Source organism: Streptomyces sp. NPDC001709 (genome assembly GCF_053596375.1).
In genome coordinates this window covers 48,318-67,035 of record NZ_JBSFGB010000040.1, presented here as the reverse complement: position 1 = coordinate 67,035, position 18,718 = coordinate 48,318, and the positions used below count along the sequence as shown (strand labels likewise).

At 73.5% G+C, this 18,718-nt stretch carries 13 protein-coding genes; 11 read left to right on the top strand and 2 right to left on the bottom strand.

All coding sequences use genetic code 11. The features are described 5' to 3' along the window. Window positions 1-71: 71 nt before the first annotated feature. The 3 genes from ACWC0C_RS39020 (at window position 72) to ACWC0C_RS39010 (ending at window position 5,898) form a co-directional block, all read left to right on the top strand. Window positions 72-2,468, top strand: a complete 2,397-nt coding sequence (locus tag ACWC0C_RS39020) for an MFS transporter (protein WP_450869172.1) — start codon at window positions 72-74, stop codon at window positions 2,466-2,468. 165 nt (window positions 2,469-2,633) lie between these two features. Further along, window positions 2,634-5,099, top strand: a complete 2,466-nt coding sequence (locus ACWC0C_RS39015) for a SpoIIE family protein phosphatase (protein ID WP_450869170.1) — start codon at window positions 2,634-2,636, stop codon at window positions 5,097-5,099. 79 nt (window positions 5,100-5,178) lie between these two features. Beyond that, on the top strand, window positions 5,179-5,898 hold the full coding sequence (locus ACWC0C_RS39010; RefSeq protein ID WP_450869168.1) for a class I SAM-dependent methyltransferase: 720 nt from the start codon (window positions 5,179-5,181) through the stop codon (window positions 5,896-5,898). A 47-nt stretch (window positions 5,899-5,945) separates the two neighbouring features. On the opposite strand, the gene ACWC0C_RS39005 is transcribed toward ACWC0C_RS39010, so the two are convergent. Then, complete coding sequence (locus ACWC0C_RS39005; protein ID WP_450869166.1) at window positions 5,946-6,779, bottom strand: SDR family NAD(P)-dependent oxidoreductase; 834 nt, start codon at window positions 6,777-6,779, stop codon at window positions 5,946-5,948. Window positions 6,780-6,915: 136 nt separating this feature from the next. Between ACWC0C_RS39005 and ACWC0C_RS39000 the strand changes: the two genes are divergently transcribed. The 7 genes from ACWC0C_RS39000 (at window position 6,916) to ACWC0C_RS38970 (ending at window position 16,536) form a co-directional block, all read left to right on the top strand. Next, window positions 6,916-7,749: a M55 family metallopeptidase gene (locus tag ACWC0C_RS39000; RefSeq protein WP_450869164.1), complete on the top strand. Its 834-nt coding sequence runs from the start codon at window positions 6,916-6,918 to the stop codon at window positions 7,747-7,749. Continuing rightward, on the top strand, window positions 7,742-9,058 hold the full coding sequence (locus tag ACWC0C_RS38995) for a M20/M25/M40 family metallo-hydrolase (protein WP_450869162.1): 1,317 nt from the start codon (window positions 7,742-7,744) through the stop codon (window positions 9,056-9,058). Before ACWC0C_RS39000 ends, ACWC0C_RS38995 begins: the two co-directional genes overlap by 8 nt. 3 nt (window positions 9,059-9,061) lie before the next feature. Further along, window positions 9,062-11,026: a dipeptidyl-peptidase 5 gene (locus tag ACWC0C_RS38990; protein ID WP_450869161.1), complete on the top strand. Its 1,965-nt coding sequence runs from the start codon at window positions 9,062-9,064 to the stop codon at window positions 11,024-11,026. After that, entirely contained in the window at window positions 11,023-11,946 is a 924-nt protein-coding gene (locus ACWC0C_RS38985; RefSeq protein WP_450869160.1) for a S66 peptidase family protein, read from the top strand. The genes ACWC0C_RS38990 and ACWC0C_RS38985 overlap by 4 nt, the downstream gene beginning before the upstream one ends. Before the next feature lie 130 nt (window positions 11,947-12,076). Continuing rightward, window positions 12,077-13,861, top strand: coding sequence for a CocE/NonD family hydrolase (locus ACWC0C_RS38980; protein ID WP_450869159.1), 1,785 nt, complete (start codon window positions 12,077-12,079; stop codon window positions 13,859-13,861). A gap of 95 nt (window positions 13,862-13,956) precedes the next feature. Further along, complete coding sequence (locus ACWC0C_RS38975; RefSeq protein WP_449197716.1) at window positions 13,957-14,511, top strand: GNAT family N-acetyltransferase; 555 nt, start codon at window positions 13,957-13,959, stop codon at window positions 14,509-14,511. Window positions 14,512-14,574: 63 nt separating this feature from the next. Beyond that, window positions 14,575-16,536 carry a DUF5107 domain-containing protein gene (locus ACWC0C_RS38970; RefSeq protein WP_450869156.1) on the top strand — a complete coding sequence of 654 codons (1,962 nt, stop codon included), beginning with the start codon at window positions 14,575-14,577 and terminating at the stop codon, window positions 16,534-16,536. Window positions 16,537-16,545: 9 nt separating this feature from the next. Here ACWC0C_RS38970 and ACWC0C_RS38965 read toward each other — a convergent pair whose 3' ends face one another. After that, complete coding sequence (locus ACWC0C_RS38965) at window positions 16,546-16,893, bottom strand: VOC family protein (protein WP_450869155.1); 348 nt, start codon at window positions 16,891-16,893, stop codon at window positions 16,546-16,548. Between the two features lie 340 nt (window positions 16,894-17,233). Here ACWC0C_RS38965 and ACWC0C_RS38960 point away from each other — a divergent pair, with 340 nt between their 5' ends. Beyond that, window positions 17,234-18,700: an NAD(P)/FAD-dependent oxidoreductase gene (locus ACWC0C_RS38960; RefSeq protein WP_450869153.1), complete on the top strand. Its 1,467-nt coding sequence runs from the start codon at window positions 17,234-17,236 to the stop codon at window positions 18,698-18,700. Window positions 18,701-18,718: the final 18 nt, after the last annotated feature.

Sequence of the window (18,718 nt, the reverse complement as noted above, 5' to 3'; positions counted from 1 at the left end):
AACTCGCCGCAGTTGCTCACAGTTGACGGCTTACGCGGGAATTGTGACAGGTGTGACGAGGGGAGCGGTACGTGGGCGGCACGACACTCGCGGAGCAAGAGCCGGTGGTGACACCGGCCGAGGAAGACTCCGTCGCCGCACCGCAGGCTCCCGCACCGGCGGCCGAGCTCGGCGCGCCCCGCGTGCGGCTGGTGTTCTTCGGGCTGATGCTCGCCCTGCTGCTCGCGGCGCTCGACCAGATGATCGTCGCGACCGCGCTGCCGAAGATCGTCGGCGAACTGCACGGCCTGGACCGGATGTCCTGGGCGATCACCGCCTACCTGCTCACCTCCACCATCGGCCTGCCCCTGTACGGCAAGCTCGGTGACCTCGTCGGCCGCAAGGGCGTCTTCCTGTTCGCCATCGCCGTCTTCGTCCTCGGCTCCGCGCTCGCCGGCCGGGCCGGGTCGATGGACCAGCTGATCGCCTTCCGCGCGCTCCAGGGCGTAGGCGCGGGCGGCCTCATGATCGGCGTGCAGGCGATCATCGCCGACATCGTCCCGCCCCGGCAGCGCGGCCGCTACATGGGCCTGATCGGCGCCGCCTTCGGTCTCGCCTCCGTCGCCGGGCCGCTGCTCGGCGGCTACTTCACCGACCACCTCTCCTGGCGCTGGTGCTTCTACATCAACGTCCCCTTCGGGCTGGTCACCCTCGCCGTCATCACCGTCGTCCTGAAACTGCCCAAGCCGCGCACCCGCGGCCGCCTGGACGTCCTCGGCGCGCTGCTGCTCGCCACCGCCTCCACCTGCCTGGTCCTGCTGACCAGTTGGGGCGGCACCGAGTACGCGTGGGGCTCCCGGCAGATCCTCGGCCTCGGCGCCGGTGCGCTCGCCGCCGTCGTCCTCTTCCTGGTCGCCGAGCGCTTCGCCGCCGAACCCCTCATCCCGCTCCGGCTGTTCCGCGACTCCGTCTTCAACGTCAGCGGCCTGGTGGGCCTCGTGATCGGCGTCGCCCTGTTCGGCGCCGCCAGCTATCTGCCGACCTTCCTGCAGATGGTCGACGGGGCCAGCGCCACCGAGTCCGGGCTGCTGATGCTGCCCATGATGGCCGGAATCGTCGGCGCCTCCGTCATCGGCGGCCAGCTCATCAGCCACACCGGCCGCTACAAGATCTTCCCCGTCCTCGGCGGCGCCGTCTCCGCCGTGGGCATGTGGCTGCTCTCCCGCCTCGAAGTCGACACACCCCGGCCGCACTACAGCATCTGGATGGCCGTCCTCGGCGCCGGCATCGGCATGGTGATGCCCGTCCTCGTCCTCGCCGTGCAGAACTCCGTACGGCCCGCCGACCTCGGCACCGCCACCAGCGCCAACAACTACTTCCGGCAGATCGGCGGCAGCGTCGGCGCCGCGGTCTTCGGCACCCTCTTCGCGAACCGGCTCACCTCCTCGCTGCACAAGGAGCTGCCCCCGCGCGCGGGCGCGACGCTGCCCGATCCGGACTCCCTCACCCCGCAGCTCGTCCATGCGCTGCCCCCGGCGCTGCGCGACGCCTACATCCGCGCCTACGCCGACGCGATGCCCCGGATCTTCCTCTACCTCGTCCCGGTGCTCGTCCTCGGCCTGCTCATCGCCTTCTTCCTCAAGGAGAAACCCCTGGTGTCCCACCACACCGCCGAAACCGAGCCCGAGACCGTGAACGCGCCCATCCCGCAGGCCCGTTCCCCCTACGCCGCCCAGATCCCCGTCTGCGGGATGGTCCAGCACCCCGACGGCACCGTGGTGCCCCGCGCGGCGCTCACCCTCATCGACGTCGCCGGGCAGCAGATCGGGCGCGGTGCGAGCGGCGAGGACGGGCGGTACGCGCTGAGCACGCCGGGCTCGGGGTCGTACGTGCTGATCGCCGCCGCCGGCGGCCACCAGCCGCAGGCCGTCTCGGTCACCGTCGGCGAACGGCCCGTCGATCTCGACGTCGTCCTCGGCGGCGCCGGACGCCTCGCCGGCAGCGTGCTGACCGCCGACGGCAGCCCCGTGCGGGACGCCACCGTCACCCTCACCAATGTGCAGGGCGAGGTCGTCGCCACCACCCGCAGCGGGCGGGAGGGCGGCTATGTCATCACCGAACTGGTCGCCGGTGAGTACACCCTCGCCGCCAGCGCGCCCGCCTTCCGGCCCGCCGCCCTCCCGGTCACCGTGCAGGCCGCCAGGGAGGCCCGGCAGGACATCGAACTCGCGGGCGGCGCCGTGCTCCGGGGCACCGTCCGGGCGAGCGGCGGACGGCCCGTGGAGGACGCGCGCGTGACGCTCCTCGACGCCGCGGGCAACGTCGTCGACACCCTCACCACCGGAGCGGACGGAGCGTTCCGGTTCGTCGACCTCTCCTCCGGCGAGTACACGGTCATCGCCGCCGGTTACCCGCCGGTCGCCACCGTGCTCCAGGTCGCGGGCGGCGGCCGTACCGAACGGGACCTGCAACTGGGCCACGAGGACTGAGCGGGGACCGAGCGGTGGCGTCCGCGGGGCGCTGAGCTGCGCGTCGGCGCGATCCGGTGAAACCAATTCCAGGATTGCCACACATCGCGACCGGCCGTCGCCGTACCGTAGTGGCGGGCGGCACAGATCGTTTGCGTACAGCCTTGGGGAGAGAGGGCCTGGGCCATGGACCGTGGCAGCGAGCGGGGCACACCTCCCGGGCGCGGCGTCGGTGACGCGGCGGCGGGCCGGATTCCGCTGGCCGTGGTCGTCGTCGACCGCGACGGACTGGTGTCCCACTGGAGCAGCGGTGCCCGGCGCCTGTTCGGCGCGGGCCGGGAGGAGGCCGTCGGGCGTGCCGCGGCCGATCTGCTGCCCGTTTCAGGCGCCCTCCCGGAGGACCCGCACGGCGATCCGATGCCGGGCGCCCACGACGAGTACGACGGGCCCGGCCCCGACCTGGAGGCCTCGCTCGGCGGCCGCACCGCCTACGCCACCGCGGGCCGCGCCCGGCTCTTCCCGCACGAACCGGCCCCCGACGGCGAGCGGCTGGACGTGCTGTGGTGGGCCTACCCGCTGGTCGGCCCGGGCCCCTCCCGGCTGCTCGTGCTGGCCGCCGACGCCACCCGGCTGCGCGACGAACGCGGCTACGACGACGAGACCGCCGAACGCATCTCGCCCGGCTTCGCCCGCCACACCGAACTGCCCGCCTCCGAGGAACTCGAACGGCGGCTGCCCGAGATCCTGCCCAACATGGGCCCGGGCCTGAGTGGCCGCATCGTCTCCCAGGTGCTCGAACTGGGCTATCCGGTCCTGGAGTTCAGCCAGTTCGACCGAGTGCCCGTCACTCCGTACTGGGGCGTGCCCCGCCGCCCCGGGCGGGGGCGCACCGAGGCCGTCGCAGCGCAGGCGCCGCCGGCCGCCGCCGTGCTCGTCCCGGAGGGCGCCGAGCAGGACCTGGAGTACGCCGCCGTGCGCGAGCGGCTGGAGTTCCTCAACGAGGTCAGCTCCGCCATCGGCTCCTCCCTCGACCTCGGCGAGACCATCCGCGAGGTCACCAGCGCCGCCGTGCCCCGGTTCGCGGACTTCGCCGGCACCCATCTACGCGCGGCCGTCCTTGCCGGCGAGGGCTTCCCGGACGGCCCGCCGGACGAGCAGACCGTGATGTTCCGGGTGTGGGTCGAGCACAACGACGAACCGGGCCGCTGGGACGACACCGTGCCCGTCGGCGAGGCCTTCGCCTTCCCCGAACACACCCCGTTCTACCGGTGCATGAGCACCGGCGAACCGGTCCTGATCCCGCGGGTCACCGAGGAGCTGTCCAACCGCATCTCCGGCGAGTTCGAGAAGCGCGACCTGAGGCCGCTCATCGGCGGCCGCTCCCTGCTGATCGTGCCGCTCAAGGCCCGTAACGTCGTCCTCGGCTTCATGGTGCTGATGCGCCGCCCGGACCGCCCGGCCTTCGACGACATGGACCGCACCACCGGCGCCGAACTCGCCGCGCGGGCCGGCCTCGTGCTCGACAACGCCCGCATGTACACCTACCAGGAGAACGTCGCCGACACCCTGCAGGACAGCATGCTCCCGCAGGTCACCCCGCGGATGGCAGGCTGCGACGTCGCCACCCGCTATCTGCCCGGCACCCGGCTCGGCCGGATCGGCGGCGACTGGTTCGACACCATCAAACTGCCCGGCTCGCGCACCGCCCTCGTGGTCGGCGACGTCATGGGCCACGGCCTCAACTCGGCCGCGATGATGGGCCAGTTGCGCACGGCCGTGCAGACCATGGCCACCATGGAGACCCCGCCCGCCCAGCTCCTGCGCAACCTGGACGACCTGGCCCGCCGGCTCGGCGACGCCTACCTCGCCACCTGCCTGTACGCCGTCTACGACCCGATCCGCGGCGAGCTGCACCTCGCCAACGCCGGCCACATCCCGCCCGTCCTGGTCCGCGCCGAGGACGGCAGCAGCGAACTCCTCGACCTGCCCACCGGAGCGCCCATCGGCGTCGGCGGCGTCCCCTTCGAAGCCACCCGGGTCACGGTCTCGCCCGGCGACCGGCTGGTGTTGTGCACCGACGGACTGGTCGAGGTGCGCGGCTCCGACATCGGCGAGGGCCTCGCCGCGCTCTGCGAGTCCGCCGCACACCCCGCCGCCTCCATGGACGACGCCTGCGACACCATCATCCGCGCCCTCAACACCCGCGGCGGCCGCAAGGACGACGTCGCCCTGCTCATGGCCCGCCTCAACGGCATCCCCGACGACCACGTGGCCGAATGGCGGCTCGACACCGACCCGCGCGAGGCCTCCCGGGCCCGCCGGCTGGTCCGCGAACAGCTGCTGCAGTGGGGCCTGCCGCAGGCCGTGGAGACCGCCGAGCTGCTGGTCAGCGAAGTCGTCACCAACGCCGTGCGGCACGCCGTGAGCGAGCCGGTCGGGCTGCGCGTGGTCCGCACCGACGCGCTGCTGTTCGAGGTCACCGACGACGAACCCGCCCTGCCCGCGATGCTGAGCGCCGGCCCCTACGACGAGTCGGGCCGCGGCCTGCGCGTGGTCAGCCGGCTGGCCCGGGAATGGGGCGCCAGCGCCAGCGGGCACCGCAAGACCGTCTGGTTCGAACAGGCCCTCGCCGGAGGTCCGTACATCCGGTGAAGGTGGCCTCCCGCCCCTTGCCCCGCCGCATGCCCCCGCGATATCCCGATCACGGAACCGGAACCGTGGGGAGATCACCATGAACGTCTCGGACAACTACCGTAAGGCCTGGGAGAGTTACTGGAGCGAGACATCCGACGAGACGGGCGAGGCGATCTGGGACTCCGATCCCGCCCTGACCGCCGAACCGCACAGCGCCCTGCTGCTGCCCCACGCGGACCCGGCGCGCACCATCGTCGACCTCGGCTGCGGCAACGGCACCCAGACCCGCTTCCTCGCCACCCGGTTCGCGCGCGCCGTCGGCGTCGACCTCTCGCACGCCGCCGTCGAGCACGCCCGCCGCACCACGGCGGACGACGTCGTGGAGTTCCAGCAGCTCGACCTCACCGACTCCGGCGCCGTACGCGCCCTGCACGAGCGGCTCGGCGACGCCAACGTCTACATGCGGGCCGTCATCCACCAGAGCGAACCCGAGGCGCGGCCAGCGGTCGCCGCCGCCGTCGCCGAGATCATCGGCACCGAGGGCCGGGCGTTCGTCGTCGAACTCACCTCCGGCTCCCGGGACGTGCTCAGGCGTGCCGCATCCCAGGAGGGCGGCCCGGGGCCCAAGCTGCGGCGCGTCTTCCACCACGGGCTCAAGCCCGCCGACGCCGACGACGAGGAGATCCCGCGCCTGCTCGGCGAGGCCGGTCTGAAGGTCCTCGCCGAGGGCGGGACGACCCTGCCGCAGACCGAGAACCTGGCCGACGGCACCCGCATCGACCTGCCGGCCCGCTGGTTCGTCCTCGCCGGCGCATAGGCCTGCGGACAAGCGGCCCCGAGGGGGGACCTCGCCGTCGGGGCCGCTCACCGGGGAGCTGCGGAGTCCTCGTCGGCGCGTGGTGCGATGTGGAAGTCGAACGCGAGGGTCCCCGGATCCAGGGCGGTCGCACCGCCGTCCACGGTGAGCACCGCTCCGTTGACGTACGACGCCGCCGGGGACAGCAGCCAGCCGATCGCCTCCGCGACCTCGCGCGGCTCACCCGGCCGTCCCTGGGGCAGCGGCCGGGTCGCCTCCGCATAGGCGGCGTCCACGCCCCCGCCCGGCAGGTCCGCCTGCTCGGCGAAGCGCGCCATGCGCCGGTCGGCCATCTCGGTCCGTACCCAGCCGGGGCACACGATGTTGGCCCGCACTCCCCGGCGCCCGTAATCCACGGCCACGGAACGGCAGAGCTGGAGCAGGGCCGCCTTGGACGTGGCGTACGGGGCGTTGCTCGTGCCGTTGCGCAGTGCGGAGACCGAGGCGACGGCGACCACCGCCCCCCTGGACTCCAGCAGATGCCCGATCGCCGCACGCAGCAGGAGCAGCGGGCCGGTGACATTGGTGCGCATCACCTCCTCCCAGTCCCGCAGCGTCAGGTCCCCCACGGCTCCGCCGCGCCCGATCCCCGCGTTCAGCACCACCCCGTCGATGCGCCCGTGTGCGGAAAGAGCCGCCCGGACGAGCCCCTCGGCCGCGTCCGGCTCACCGACATCGGACGGATAAGCGAGCGCCCCCGTCTCCCGCGCGAGGCGGTGCAGCGGTTCGGCTCGGCGACCGGTGACGACCACGTGGTGCCCCCCTTCGCACAGCAGCCGGGCCGTGGCCTCCCCGATGCCCGTGCCCGCGCCGGTCACGATGACAACCCGCTTGTCCGCCACTGGAGTCGAGTCCTTTCGCAGAGATCACCTGGGCCTTCGACTCTAGGACCGGCGGCCGCACCGCCGCCGACTTCCGGCCAGGGCTTGCGGCCCTCTTCCTGGCCGGTGTCCGGCTCGGCGCGTAACGTGACCCAGCATGAAGATCCTCATCAGTGCCGACATGGAGGGTGCCACGGGTGTCACCTGGCCGGCCGATGTGCTGCCGGGGACGCCGCAGTGGGAGCGGTGCCGGGCGATGTTCACCTCGGACGTGAACGCCGCCGTGCAGGGCTTCTTCGACGGCGGCGCCGACCAGGTGCTCGTCAACGAGGCCCACTGGACCATGCGCAACCTGCTGCTGGAGCGGCTCGACGAGCGGGTCGAGATGCTCACCGGGCGGCACAAGACGCTGTCCATGGTGGAGGGCGTGCAGCACGGTGACGTCGACGGCATCGCGTTCGTCGGCTACCACGCGGGCGCCGGCATGGAGGGCGTCCTCGCCCACACCTACCTCGCCAACCAGATCACCGGGGTGTGGCTCGACGACGTACGCGCCAGCGAGGGGCTGCTCAACGCGCACGTCGTCGCCGAGTACGGCGTCCCCGTCGTCCTCGTCACCGGCGACGACCTCGCCTGCGAGGACGCGCTCGGGTACGCGCCCGAGGCGCTGAAGGTCGCCGTCAAGGATCATGTGTCCCGGTATGCGGCGGTGTGCCGGACCCCGGCCCGTACCGCGTCCGACATCCGCGCCGCCGCCAAGGAGGCCGCCCGGCTGGCGGTGCGTCACGCACCCGTCGAGGCCGGGCCGTTCACGGTCGTGGTGGAGTTCGACGCCGAGCACCTGGCGATGGCCGCGACCGTGGTGCCCGGGGTCGCGCGGATCGGGGAGCGGAAAGTGGCGTACACCAGCGCCACCATGTACGAGGGGATCAGGACGTTCAAGGCGGTCACCACGATCGTCTCCGCCGCCGTGGAGGAGCAGTATGGCTGACCAGCAGGCCGACGAAACGGCCCTGGCCGAGGTCGTGGAGTTCACCTCCGCACTGATCCGCATCGACACCACCAACCGGGGCGGCGGGGACTGCCGGGAGCGGCCGGCCGCGGAGTACGCGGCGGAGCGGCTGGCCGGCGCGGGCCTGGAACCGGTGCTGCTGGAGCGGACGCCGGGGCGCACCAACGTCGTCGCGCGGATCGAGGGCACCGACCCGTCCGCCGACGCGCTGCTGGTGCACGGTCACCTGGACGTGGTGCCGGCGGAGGCGGCCGACTGGAGCGTGCACCCGTTCTCCGGCGAGATCCGCGACGGGGTGGTGTGGGGGCGGGGCGCCGTCGACATGAAGAACATGGACGCGATGATCCTCGCCGTCGTCCGCTCCTGGGCCCGGCAGGGCGTACGGCCCCGCCGGGACCTCGTCATCGCGTTCACCGCCGACGAGGAGGCCAGCGCCGAGGACGGCTCCGGGTTCCTCGCCGACAGCCACCCCGAGCTGTTCGAGGGCTGCACCGAGGGCATCAGCGAGTCCGGGGCCTTCACCTTCCACGACGGCGCCGGCCGGCAGCTCTACCCCATCGCGGCGGGGGAGCGGGGCACCGGCTGGCTGAAGCTCACCGCACGGGGCCGGGCCGGACACGGCTCCAAGGTGAACAAGGAGAACGCGGTGACCCGGCTCGCCGCCGCCGTCACCCGCATCGGCGCGCACGAGTGGCCGCTCCGGCTCACCCCGACCGTCCGGGCCGCGCTCACCGAACTCGCCGCCCTGTACGGCATCGAACCCGACTTCCGGGACGTGGACCGGCTGCTGGAGAAGCTCGGCCCGGCGGCGGCGCTGGTGGAGGCGACCGTCCGCAACAGCGCCAACCCGACCATGCTGAACGCCGGTTACAAGCTGAACGTGATCCCCGGCGAGGCGGTCGCCTACGTCGACGGGCGCTGTCTGCCGGGCTCCGAGGAGGAGTTCACCGCCACCCTCGACCAGCTGACCGGCCCCGATGTGAGCTGGGAGTTCGCACACCGCGAGGTGGCCCTGCAGGCGCCGGTGGACTCGCCGACCTTCGCGAAGATGCGGGCCGCCGTGCGGGAGTTCGCGCCGGAAGGGCACGTGGTGCCGTACTGCATGTCCGGTGGCACGGACGCCAAGCAGTTCTCCCGGCTCGGTATCACCGGCTATGGTTTCGCCCCGCTGAAGCTGCCCGAGGACCTCGACTACCAGGCGCTGTTCCACGGCGTGGACGAGCGTGTGCCCGTCGAGGCGCTGCACTTCGGCGTCCGGGTGCTCGACCGCTTCCTGCGCACGGCCTAGGGGATGGGGGAGAAGGTGCGGACGTCGCCGTACGGATCGTGGCCGTCGCCGGTCGACGCGGCCATGGCCGCCGCGCACGACGGACAGCCGGAGTGGGTCGGCTTCGTCGGGGACGAGGTGTGGTGGACCGAGCCCCGCCCGGCCGAGGGCGGCCGGCGGGCGCTGGTGCGGCGCACGGCCGAGGGCGCCGAGGAGGCCGTCCTGCCCGCGCCGTGGAACGTGCGCAACCGGGTGGTGGAGTACGGCGGCCGCCCCTGGACCGGAGCGGTGCGGGGCGGCGAACCACTCGTCGTGTTCACGCACTTCGCCGACCAGCGGCTGTACCGGTACGAGCCCGGTGGCGGCGAGCCGCGCCCGCTGACCCCCGTCTCCGCCGTGGGCGGGGGACTACGCTGGACCGACCCCCATCTGGACCTCGCGCGCGGCGAGGTGTGGTGCGTGCTGGAGGAGTTCACCGGGGACGGCCCCTCGGACGTACGGCGGGTCCTGGCGGCCGTACCGCTGGACGGATCCGCCGCCGAGGACCGATCCGCCGTACGCGAACTCACCGACGGCCGGCACCGGTTCGTCACCGGTCCCCGGGTCTCGCCCGACGGCCGCCGGGCGGCCTGGCTCGGCTGGGACCACCCGCGCATGCCGTGGGACGGGACGGAACTGCTCGTCGGTGAGATCGGTGCCGACGGCACACTGCATACCGTCCACACGGTGGCCGGCGGGCCGGAGGAGTCGATCGCGCAGGCCGAATGGTCTGCGGACAACCGTCTTCTGTATGCAAGCGACCGCAGCGGCTGGTGGAACCTGTACCGGGACGGCACCCCGCTGTGCCCCCGCGAGGAGGAGTTCGCCGGCCCGCTGTGGAAGCCGGGGCTGCGCTGGTTCGCGCCGCTGGACAACGGTCTGGTGGCGGTCGTACACGGTCGGGGGTCGACCGTACTCGGGATATTGGATACGGAATCCGGAGAGATCGTCGACATCGCCGGACCGTGGACCGAGTTCGGCTCCACCCTCGCCGTCCACGGCGGGAGGGTCGTCGGCGTCGGCGCCAGCCCCCGTTCCGCGGGCGAAGTGGTCGAGCTGGACACCGCCACCGGCCGGGCCCGCGCCATCGGCGCACGGCACCGGGACGCCGTCGACCCCGCGTACTATCCCGAGCCGCGGATCCGCACCTTCACCGGACCGGACGGCCGTGAGGTGCACGCCCACGTCTATCCGCCGCACCATCCCGAACGGACCGCGCCCGACGGCGAGCCTGCGCCCTACGTCATCTGGGCGCACGGCGGTCCGACCGGCCGGGCGTCGCTCGTGCTGGACCTGACGATCGCCTACTTCACCTCACGCGGCATCGGGGTCGCCGAGGTGAACTACGGCGGCTCCACCGGATACGGCCGGGCCTACCGCGAGCGGCTGCGCGAGCAGTGGGGCGTGGTCGACGTCGAGGACTGCGCGGCGGTCGCCCGCGCCCTCGCCGAGGAGGGCACCGCCGACCCGGACCGGCTCGCGATCCGCGGCGGCAGCGCGGGCGGCTGGACCACCGCCGCCTCCCTGACCACCACCGACGTCTACGCCTGCGGCACGATCGAGTACCCGGTGCTCGACCTGGCCACCTGGGGCCCGGAGACCCACGACTTCGAGTCCCGCTACCTGGAGTCGCTGATCGGACCGCCCGCCGAGGTGCCGGCCCGGTACGCCGAGCGCTCGCCGGCCGCGCACGCCGACCGGATCACCGTGCCGTTCCTGCTGCTCCAGGGCCTGGACGACGTGATCTGCCCGCCCGCGCAGTGCGAACTCTTCCTCGCCCGCGTCCAGGGCCGGGGAGTGCCGCACGCCTATCTGACCTTCGAGGGGGAGGGGCACGGGTTCCGGCGGGCCGAGACCATGGTGCGCGCCCTGGAGGCCGAACTCTCCCTGTACGCCCAGGTGTTCGGGCTGGATGTGCCCGGTGCCCCCGGACTGGAGCTGCACACGTGAAGGAACCGACACGGCCCGAGCGGCTGGCCCCGGGAGCCCGGGTGGCCGTCGTGGCCACCAGCGGGCCGGTGCCCGAGGAACGGCTCCAGACGGGGCTCGACGTGCTGCGCGGCTGGGACCTCGACCCGGTGGTGGCACCCCACGCGCTCGACACACACGGCGAGCTGGGCCATCTCGCGGGCAGTGACGCCGACCGCGCGGCCGATCTGCAGCGGGCCTGGTGCGATGCGTCCGTGGCCGCGGTGCTGTGTGCCCGGGGCGGATACGGCGCCCAGCGCATGGTCGACCTGCTCGACTGGGAGGCGATGCGCGCGGCCGGACCCAAGGTGTTCGTCGGCTTCAGCGACATCACCGTCCTGCACCAGGCGTTCGCCACCCGGCTCGGCCTGGTCAGCCTGTACGGACCGGCCGCCGCCGGGGTCGACTTCATCAAGAGCGCCCGCGCGCAGGAGCATCTGCGGGCGACCCTGTTCGCTCCGGAGACGGTGCGGACGCTCGCCTCGGCCGGGGCGGCGCTGGCACCGGGACGGGCCAGGGGGGTGACGCTGGGCGGCTGTCTGAGCCTGCTGGCCACCGACCTCGGCACCCCGTCCGGCCGGTCCGGCGCCCGGGGCGGGCTGCTGCTCCTGGAGGACGTGGGCGAAGCGCCGTACCGCGTGGATCGGTTGCTGACCCAGCTGCTGCGCTCCGGCTGGCTCGACGGGGTCGCCGGGATCGGGCTCGGATCCTGGCGCGACTGCGGCCCGTACGAGCGACTGCGCGCGGTCCTCGCCGACCGGCTCGGCGGACTCGGTGTGCCCGTCGTCGAGGAACTGGGGTTCGGGCACTGTGACGACGCGCTGACGGTCCCGTTCGGGATAGCCGCCGAACTGGATGCCGATTCCGGCACGTTGACGCTGGACGAGCCCGCGCTGCGCTGACCGGCGGCTACTGAGTCCCCGTCAAGAAACCACACATGCGGGTGATTGACCAGCACCTGACACATGTCAGAGCATGCTCTCGGCCAGTACCTACTGGTCGGTATCCGCGTGCCTCAGTGTGGAGGTCCCCGTGCCCCGCCGCGTGCCCCGATCCCGTGCCGCCCTCGCCGCCCTCCTCGGCGCGGCCCTCACCGCGTCCCTCGCCCTCACCGCCGGCCCGGTCCAGGCCGGCGGCCGGTACACCGTCACCCCGCTGACGTTCAGCGTGCGGGCCGGCGGCCGCAGCTGCGGGGTCGACGCCGACCTGTACCGGCCCGCCGGAGTGGACCACGCGCACCCCGCGCCCGCCGTGCTCGCCACCAACGGCTTCGGCGGCAGCAAGTCCGACGGCTCCACCGACGTCATCGGCAAGGCCTTCGCCGAGCGCGGTTACGTCTTCCTCGTCTACTCCGGCCTGGGCTTCGGCCACACCGGCTGCCTGATCTCCCTCGACGACCCTCGCATCGACGGCGCGGCAGCCTCCCGGCTGGTCGACTTCCTCGGCGGGAAGCGCTCCGCCGACGACGGCACCCGCGCCGACTTCGTCACCCTCGACGCCCCCGGCGACCCCCGCGTCGGCATGATCGGCGGCTCCTACGGCGGCGCCGTCCAGACCGCCACCGCCTCGGCCGACCCCCGGCTTGACGCCCTGGTGCCGATCATCACCTGGAACGACCTCGCCTACTCCCTGGACCCGAACAACGCCGTCGGCGCCCGCGATGTCCCCGGCGCCTTCAAATGGCAGTGGACCAACGGCTTCTACCTGATCGGCGAGACCCAGCCACTGACCACGCCGAACCTCGACCCGTCCCGGATCAACTCGCTGACCTGTCTGCACTTCGTCTCCGACGCCTGCGACACCGTGCACACGCTCAACTCCGGCAGCTACCCGGCCGATCGCACCGCCCGGCTGCTCGCCTACGCCCGCCGCGTCTCCCCGGCGAGCTACCTGTCCCGCGTGCCGGCGCCCACCCTGCTCGTCCAGGGCCAGGCCGACACCCTGTTCAACCTCAACGAGGCGACGGCCAGTTACCGCACGCTCAGGGCCCAGGGCACCCCGGCCGCGCTGATCTGGCAGTCCTGGGGCCACAGCGGCGGCCTCACCGACCCCGCGGCCGGTGAACTCGACCTTTCCCGGGGCAACCTGGAGGCCAGCTATGTCGGCCGGCGCATCCTCGCCTGGTTCGACCGCTACCTGAGGAAGAACGGGAGCACCGGCACCGGCCCCGCCTTCGCCTACTACCGGGACTGGATCACCGACCCCGCCCACACCTACGCCACCGCCGACCGGGTCCCCGCCCTCAGCCGGACCCTCTACCTCTCCGGAGACGGCAAGCTGGTCGACACCCGCGCCAAAGTGGCCCGCGGCAGCCGCAGATACACCAACCAGCTCCTCCCCACGAGCCATTCGGAGAGCTCCCTGGCCCAAACCGCCGGCCTGCCCGATCCGGCGCCGTACGACACCTCGGGCACCTGTCTCGCCTGGACCGGCGCGACGCTGACACGGAACCTCGACGTCGTCGGCGCCCCGCAGGTCACCCTCAGGGTCGTCTCCCCGACGGCCGAGCGCACCCAGAAATCCTCCGACGCCGCGGACAAGCTGGTGCTGTTCGCCAAGCTCTACGACGTCGCCCCCGACGGCACCCAGACGCTGGTGCACCGGCTGGTCGCACCGGTCCGGGTGCCCGACGTGACCAAGGAGTTCACCGTCACCCTGCCGGGCATCGTGCACCGGTACGCGCCCGGGCACCGGCTGCGGTTCGTGATCGCGGCGAGCGACGACGCCTACGTCGGCAACCGGGGGATCAAGCCGGTGACCGTGGTCAGCGCGCCCGGGGACACCGGGGTGCTGCGGCTCCCGGTCGTCGGCGGCTGAACCGGCTCCGGACACCGACCGCCCTGCCCGGACGGCGCCCCCGACCGGGCCGTTTCACACGAGACGGCACCGGCGGGGCGCCGTAAGCTGACCGGATGCCGCACACCGCACCCCACTACCTCGCCGAGGGCCCCCGCGTGGCCATCCGGCACTTCACCCTCGAGGACGGCCCCGAGTTCACCGCGCGGACCCGGGAGAGCAAGGACCTGCACCGGCCCTGGCTGTTCCCGCCGGACACCGACGAGACCTACGCCGCCTACGCGGGCCGGCTGATCGAGGACCCGACCAAGGCCGGGTTCCTGGTGTGCGAGAAGGACAGCGGGGACATCGCCGGCTTCATCAACATCAACAACATCGTGCGCGGCGGCTTCCAGTGCGGTGCCCTCGGCTACGGCGCCTTCGCGCACGCCGCCGGGCGCGGCCTGATGCGCGAGGGCCTCGACCTCGTCATCGGGTACGCCTTCGGACCGCTGGGGCTGCACCGGCTGGAGATCAACGTGCAGCCCGAGAACACCGCCTCCGTCGCCCTGGCACGCGGCGCCGGCTTCCGGCTGGAGGGCTTCTCCCCGGCCATGCTCCACATCGACGGCGCCTGGCGCGACCACGAACGCTGGGCCCTCACCGCCGAGATGCGCAGCACCCAAGCCTGAACACACCCTTTGCGCAATCCTGACCGGCGCATCCCCTGGCCGACTCGGCGCACCCCGGGTTCCATGGTGATCGTGACGAGGATCCGACGTGAGGTACTGACGCTGCCCGCCGCGCGGTTGGGCTCGGACAACCCCCTGCCACCGCTGCGCCCCCTCGACGAGGTCCACCGCATCGACGACCGCGACCGGGACGGCATGCCCGGCGACATGGCCCGCCAGCTCGGGTACGAGCCGCTGCACAGCCTGCTCCCGGTCCGCGTCCGCGACGGCTACGACAGAACCCGCGAGCCCCGCGCCCTCGACGCCCTGGTGATCGAGAACGACCGGCTGCGGGCCACCGTCCTGCCCGGCCTCGGCGGTCGTATCGCCTCCCTGCTCCACCTGCCCACCGGACGCGAACTCCTCTACCGCAACCCGGTGTTCCAGCCCGCCAACTTCGCCCTCAACGGCGCCTGGTACTCCGGCGGCATCGAATGGAACATCGGCGCCACCGGCCACACCACCCTCTCCTGCGCACCCCTGCACGCCGCCCGCGTTTCCGCCCCCGACGGCGGGGAGATGCTGCGCCTGTGGGAGTGGGAGCGGCTGCGCGACCTGCCCTTCCAGGTGGACCTGTGGCTGCCCGACGGCTCCGACTTCCTCTACGTCGGCGTCCGCGTCCGCAACCCGCACGAGCGGCCGGTGCCGACGTACTGGTGGTCCAACATCGCGGTGCCGGAGGAGGTCCGGGTCCTGGCCCCCGCCGAGCACGCCTGGCATTTCGGCTACGAGCGCCGCCTGCGCCGCGTGCCCGTCCCGTCGTACGACGGCATCGACCGCACCCACCCCCTCAACAGCCCCTACGCCGCCGACTACTTCTACGAGGTGCCGGACGGCCGCCGCCGCTGGATCGCCGCGCTGGACGCCGACGGGCACGGGCTGGTGCAGACCTCCACCGACACCCTGCGCGGCCGCAAGCTCTTCGTGTGGGGCCACCGGCCCGGCGGACGGCGCTGGCAGGAGTGGCTGACCGAGCCCGGCAGCGGCGGCTACTGCGAGATCCAGGCCGGGCTCGCCCGCACCCAGCTGGAACACGTCCGCCTGGAGGCGGAGAGCGAGGTGTCCTGGCTGGAGGCGTACGGCCCGCTCGACGCGCTCCCCGAGGGGGAGTGGGCCCAGGTGGTCCGGGGCGCCGAGGAACGCCTGGAGTCCGCCCTGCCCCGCGCCCGCGTCGACGAGGCCCACGCGGCCTGGCGGCCGTGTGCCGACACCGAACCCGGCGAGGTCCTGGCCACCGGCTCCGGCTGGGGCGCGCTCGAAGTCCTGCGCGCCGACTGGAAACTGCCCGGCACCCCGTTCCCCGAGTCCACCCTCGGCGAGGCCCAGGCGCCCTGGCGCACCCTGCTGCGCACCGGCTCCCTGCCCGAACCGCGCCGGGTACGGCCGCCCGGCGAGACCCTCGTCGCCCCGCACTGGCGGGACATGCTGGAGACCGCCCCGGCCACCCCGTATACCGAGTACCACCTCGGTGTCGCCCAGTGGCACACCGGCGACCGCGCCCAGGCCGTCCGCAGCTGGGAGCGGGCTCTCCCGCTCGCCCCCTCCCTGTGGCCGTTGCTGCGCTGCCTGGCCGTCGCCGACCAGGAGTCCGGCCATCATGAGCGAGCCGCCGAACGGTACGCGGACGCCTTCGACGACCTGTGCCGCGAGCGGCGTGACGACGGCGAGACCTGGACGGCCGCCATGGCCGCACTCGGCCGGGAAACCCTGCGGGCGCTGCTGCGGGTGCGGCGGACGGCCGACGCCCGCGCCGTGTGGAACAGGCTGCTGCCCGCCGTCCGCCGGCGCGGCCGGTTCCGGCTCCTGGAGGCCGAACTGCTGCTCGCCGAGGGACGGCCCGCCGCGGCGCGGGCCGTCTTCGACGCGGGGTTCGAGGTCGCCGACCTGCGGGAGGGCGAGGAGGTGCTCGGCCGGCTGTGGTCCCGGCTCACCGACGAGCCACTGCCCGCCGGCTACGACTTCCGGATGCGGCCGGACCCGGCCTGACCTGCCGGCTCAGGCCCGCTGGTCGACGTACTCGAAGACCGACCCGTCCGGATGCATCGCGAGCAGATTCCGGCCCGCCGGCGTCGGCACCGGCCCCGCGATGATCCGGGCGCCGAGTTCCGTCAGCAGCCGGTGGGCCTCCTCGACGTCCTCCACCGCGATGGTCGCGGCCACCTTGCGCAGGATCTCCAGCTCCTCCTGCGGCCCGCTCATCAGCAGGAAGGAGCCGATCGCGGCCACCTGGACCCCACCGCGCTCGAACCGCAGGGCTCTGCCACCGGCCAGACGCTCGTAGAAGGGGACCGCGCTGTCGAGGTCGTCGACGCAGATACGCAGGGAGGCGCCCAGAATTTCCATGCGGCCGAGCCTAGTTGAGCCCTCGGCCGACCGAGCGACGTACCAGGACCCGCCCCATCTCCTCCTCCGGCGTCACGGACGCGGCCCCGCGTCGGCACCGCCGGGTGCATCCGCACGGCCGGGCGGGTCACCGCCGTCTCGATCGGCGGTTCCGCCGCCCGGGACAGGGCGCCGTTCACCGGTCCGGTGCGACCGGGTCCGGGTCGGACAGCCGGTGCCGCGGGCGCGGCGCGGCGTTCGGGTGCTCCGACCGGCGTACGGGTGACCCGCCGGGCGTTTGGGTGCCCCGGCCCCGGTTACGCGGAAAGCCTCGGACGAGCCACACCGCCGGAGGCGCACCGTGAGCCGACCTCACGTCGTGATCGTCGGCGCCGGTTTCGCCGGGTACCGGGCCGCCCGCACCCTGGCCCGCCTGACCCGGAACCGGGCCGACATCACCCTGCTGAACCCGACCGACTACTTCCTGTACCTGCCGCTGCTGCCCCAGGTCTCCGCCGGCATCCTGGAGGCCCGCAGAGTCACCGTGTCGCTGCCGGGCACCCTGCGCGGGGTGCGGCTGGTGCTCGGCGAGGCGGACCACGTCGACCTCGACGGCCGTACGGTCCACTACACCGACCCCGAGGGCGGCACCGGCACCCTCGGTTACGACCGGCTGGTGCTGGCCGTCGGCAGCGTCAACAAGCTGCTGCCCATCCCCGGGGTCGCCGAGCACGCACACGGGTTCCGCGGGCTGCCGGAGGCGCTGTATCTGCGCGACCACGTGACCCGGCAGGTGGAGCTGGCCGCCACGGAGGACGATGCGGAGGTCTGCGCGGCCCGCTGCACCTTCGTCGTGGTCGGCGCCGGCTACACCGGCACCGAGGTGGCCGCGCACATGCAGCTGCTCACCGACCGGCTGGCCCACCGCGACCCGCTGCCCGGCGGCGTGCGGCCCCGCTGGCTGCTGCTGGACGTGGCCGGGCGCGTGCTGCCGGAGATGGACGAGCGGCTGTCCCGCACGGCCGACCGGGTGCTGCGCGCCCGCGGTGTCGATGTGCGGATGGGCACGTCGGTGAAGGAGGCCACGCACGACGGGGTGCTGCTCACCGACGGCGAGTTCGTCGCCTCGCGGACCCTGGTGTGGTGTGTCGGGGTGCGTCCCGATCCGCTGGTCGAGGCGGTCGGGCAGCCCCTGGAGCGGGGCCGCCTGATCGTGGACCCGTATCTTCGGGTGCCCGAGCGGCCCGAGGTGTTCGGCTGCGGGGACGCGGCCGCCGTACCCGACCTGGACCGGCCGGGTGGCGGGGGGGCCGGGGGGTCTCCCCCGGAAAGGCGCAGTACTCCGATGACGGCCCAGCACGCCTGGCGGCAGGGCAAGGTGGCCGGGGAGAACGTGGCCGCCTCGCTCGGCCTCGGGCGGCGCCGGCGGCCGTACCGTCATCGCGACCTGGGTTTCGCGGTCGACCTCGGCGGGGTGCGGGCCGCCGCCAACCCGTTCGGCATTCCGCTGTCCGGCCCCGCGGCGGGCGCGGTCACCCGCGGCTACCACCTGGCCGCGCTGCCCGGCAACCGCGTCCGGGTGGCCGCCGACTGGCTGCTGGACGCCGTACTACCGCGCCAGGGCGTCCAGTTGGGCCTGGTACGGGCCTGGTCGGTCCCGCTGGACACGGCCTCCCCGGAGCTGCCACGCGTACCGGGCGGGCCGGAACAGCCGCAACGGACGGAAGAACCGGGACGCGCGAGCGCACTCCCCGCCGCCGGGCGCGCAGACCATCCCGCCCCCGGCCCCGTCAAGCGCACCGACCCCCCGGACCCCGCCGCCACGTGACCCCGCGGGCCGTGACCG

Excerpts from the sequence above, each read along its gene's own strand:
- ACWC0C_RS39015 (WP_450869170.1), top strand. The coding sequence starts at position 2,634 with ATGGACCGTGGCAGCGAGCGGGGCACACCTCCCGGGCGCGGCGTCGGT.
- ACWC0C_RS39010 (WP_450869168.1), top strand. The coding sequence starts at position 5,179 with ATGAACGTCTCGGACAACTACCGTAAGGCCTGGGAGAGTTACTGGAGC.
- ACWC0C_RS39000 (WP_450869164.1), top strand. The coding sequence starts at position 6,916 with ATGAAGATCCTCATCAGTGCCGACATGGAGGGTGCCACGGGTGTCACC.
- ACWC0C_RS38995 (WP_450869162.1), top strand. The coding sequence starts at position 7,742 with ATGGCTGACCAGCAGGCCGACGAAACGGCCCTGGCCGAGGTCGTGGAG.
- ACWC0C_RS38990 (WP_450869161.1), top strand. The coding sequence starts at position 9,062 with ATGGGGGAGAAGGTGCGGACGTCGCCGTACGGATCGTGGCCGTCGCCG.
- ACWC0C_RS38975 (WP_449197716.1), top strand. The coding sequence starts at position 13,957 with ATGCCGCACACCGCACCCCACTACCTCGCCGAGGGCCCCCGCGTGGCC.
- ACWC0C_RS38970 (WP_450869156.1), top strand. The coding sequence starts at position 14,575 with ATGGTGATCGTGACGAGGATCCGACGTGAGGTACTGACGCTGCCCGCC.
- ACWC0C_RS38965 (WP_450869155.1), bottom strand. The coding sequence starts at position 16,893 with ATGGAAATTCTGGGCGCCTCCCTGCGTATCTGCGTCGACGACCTCGAC.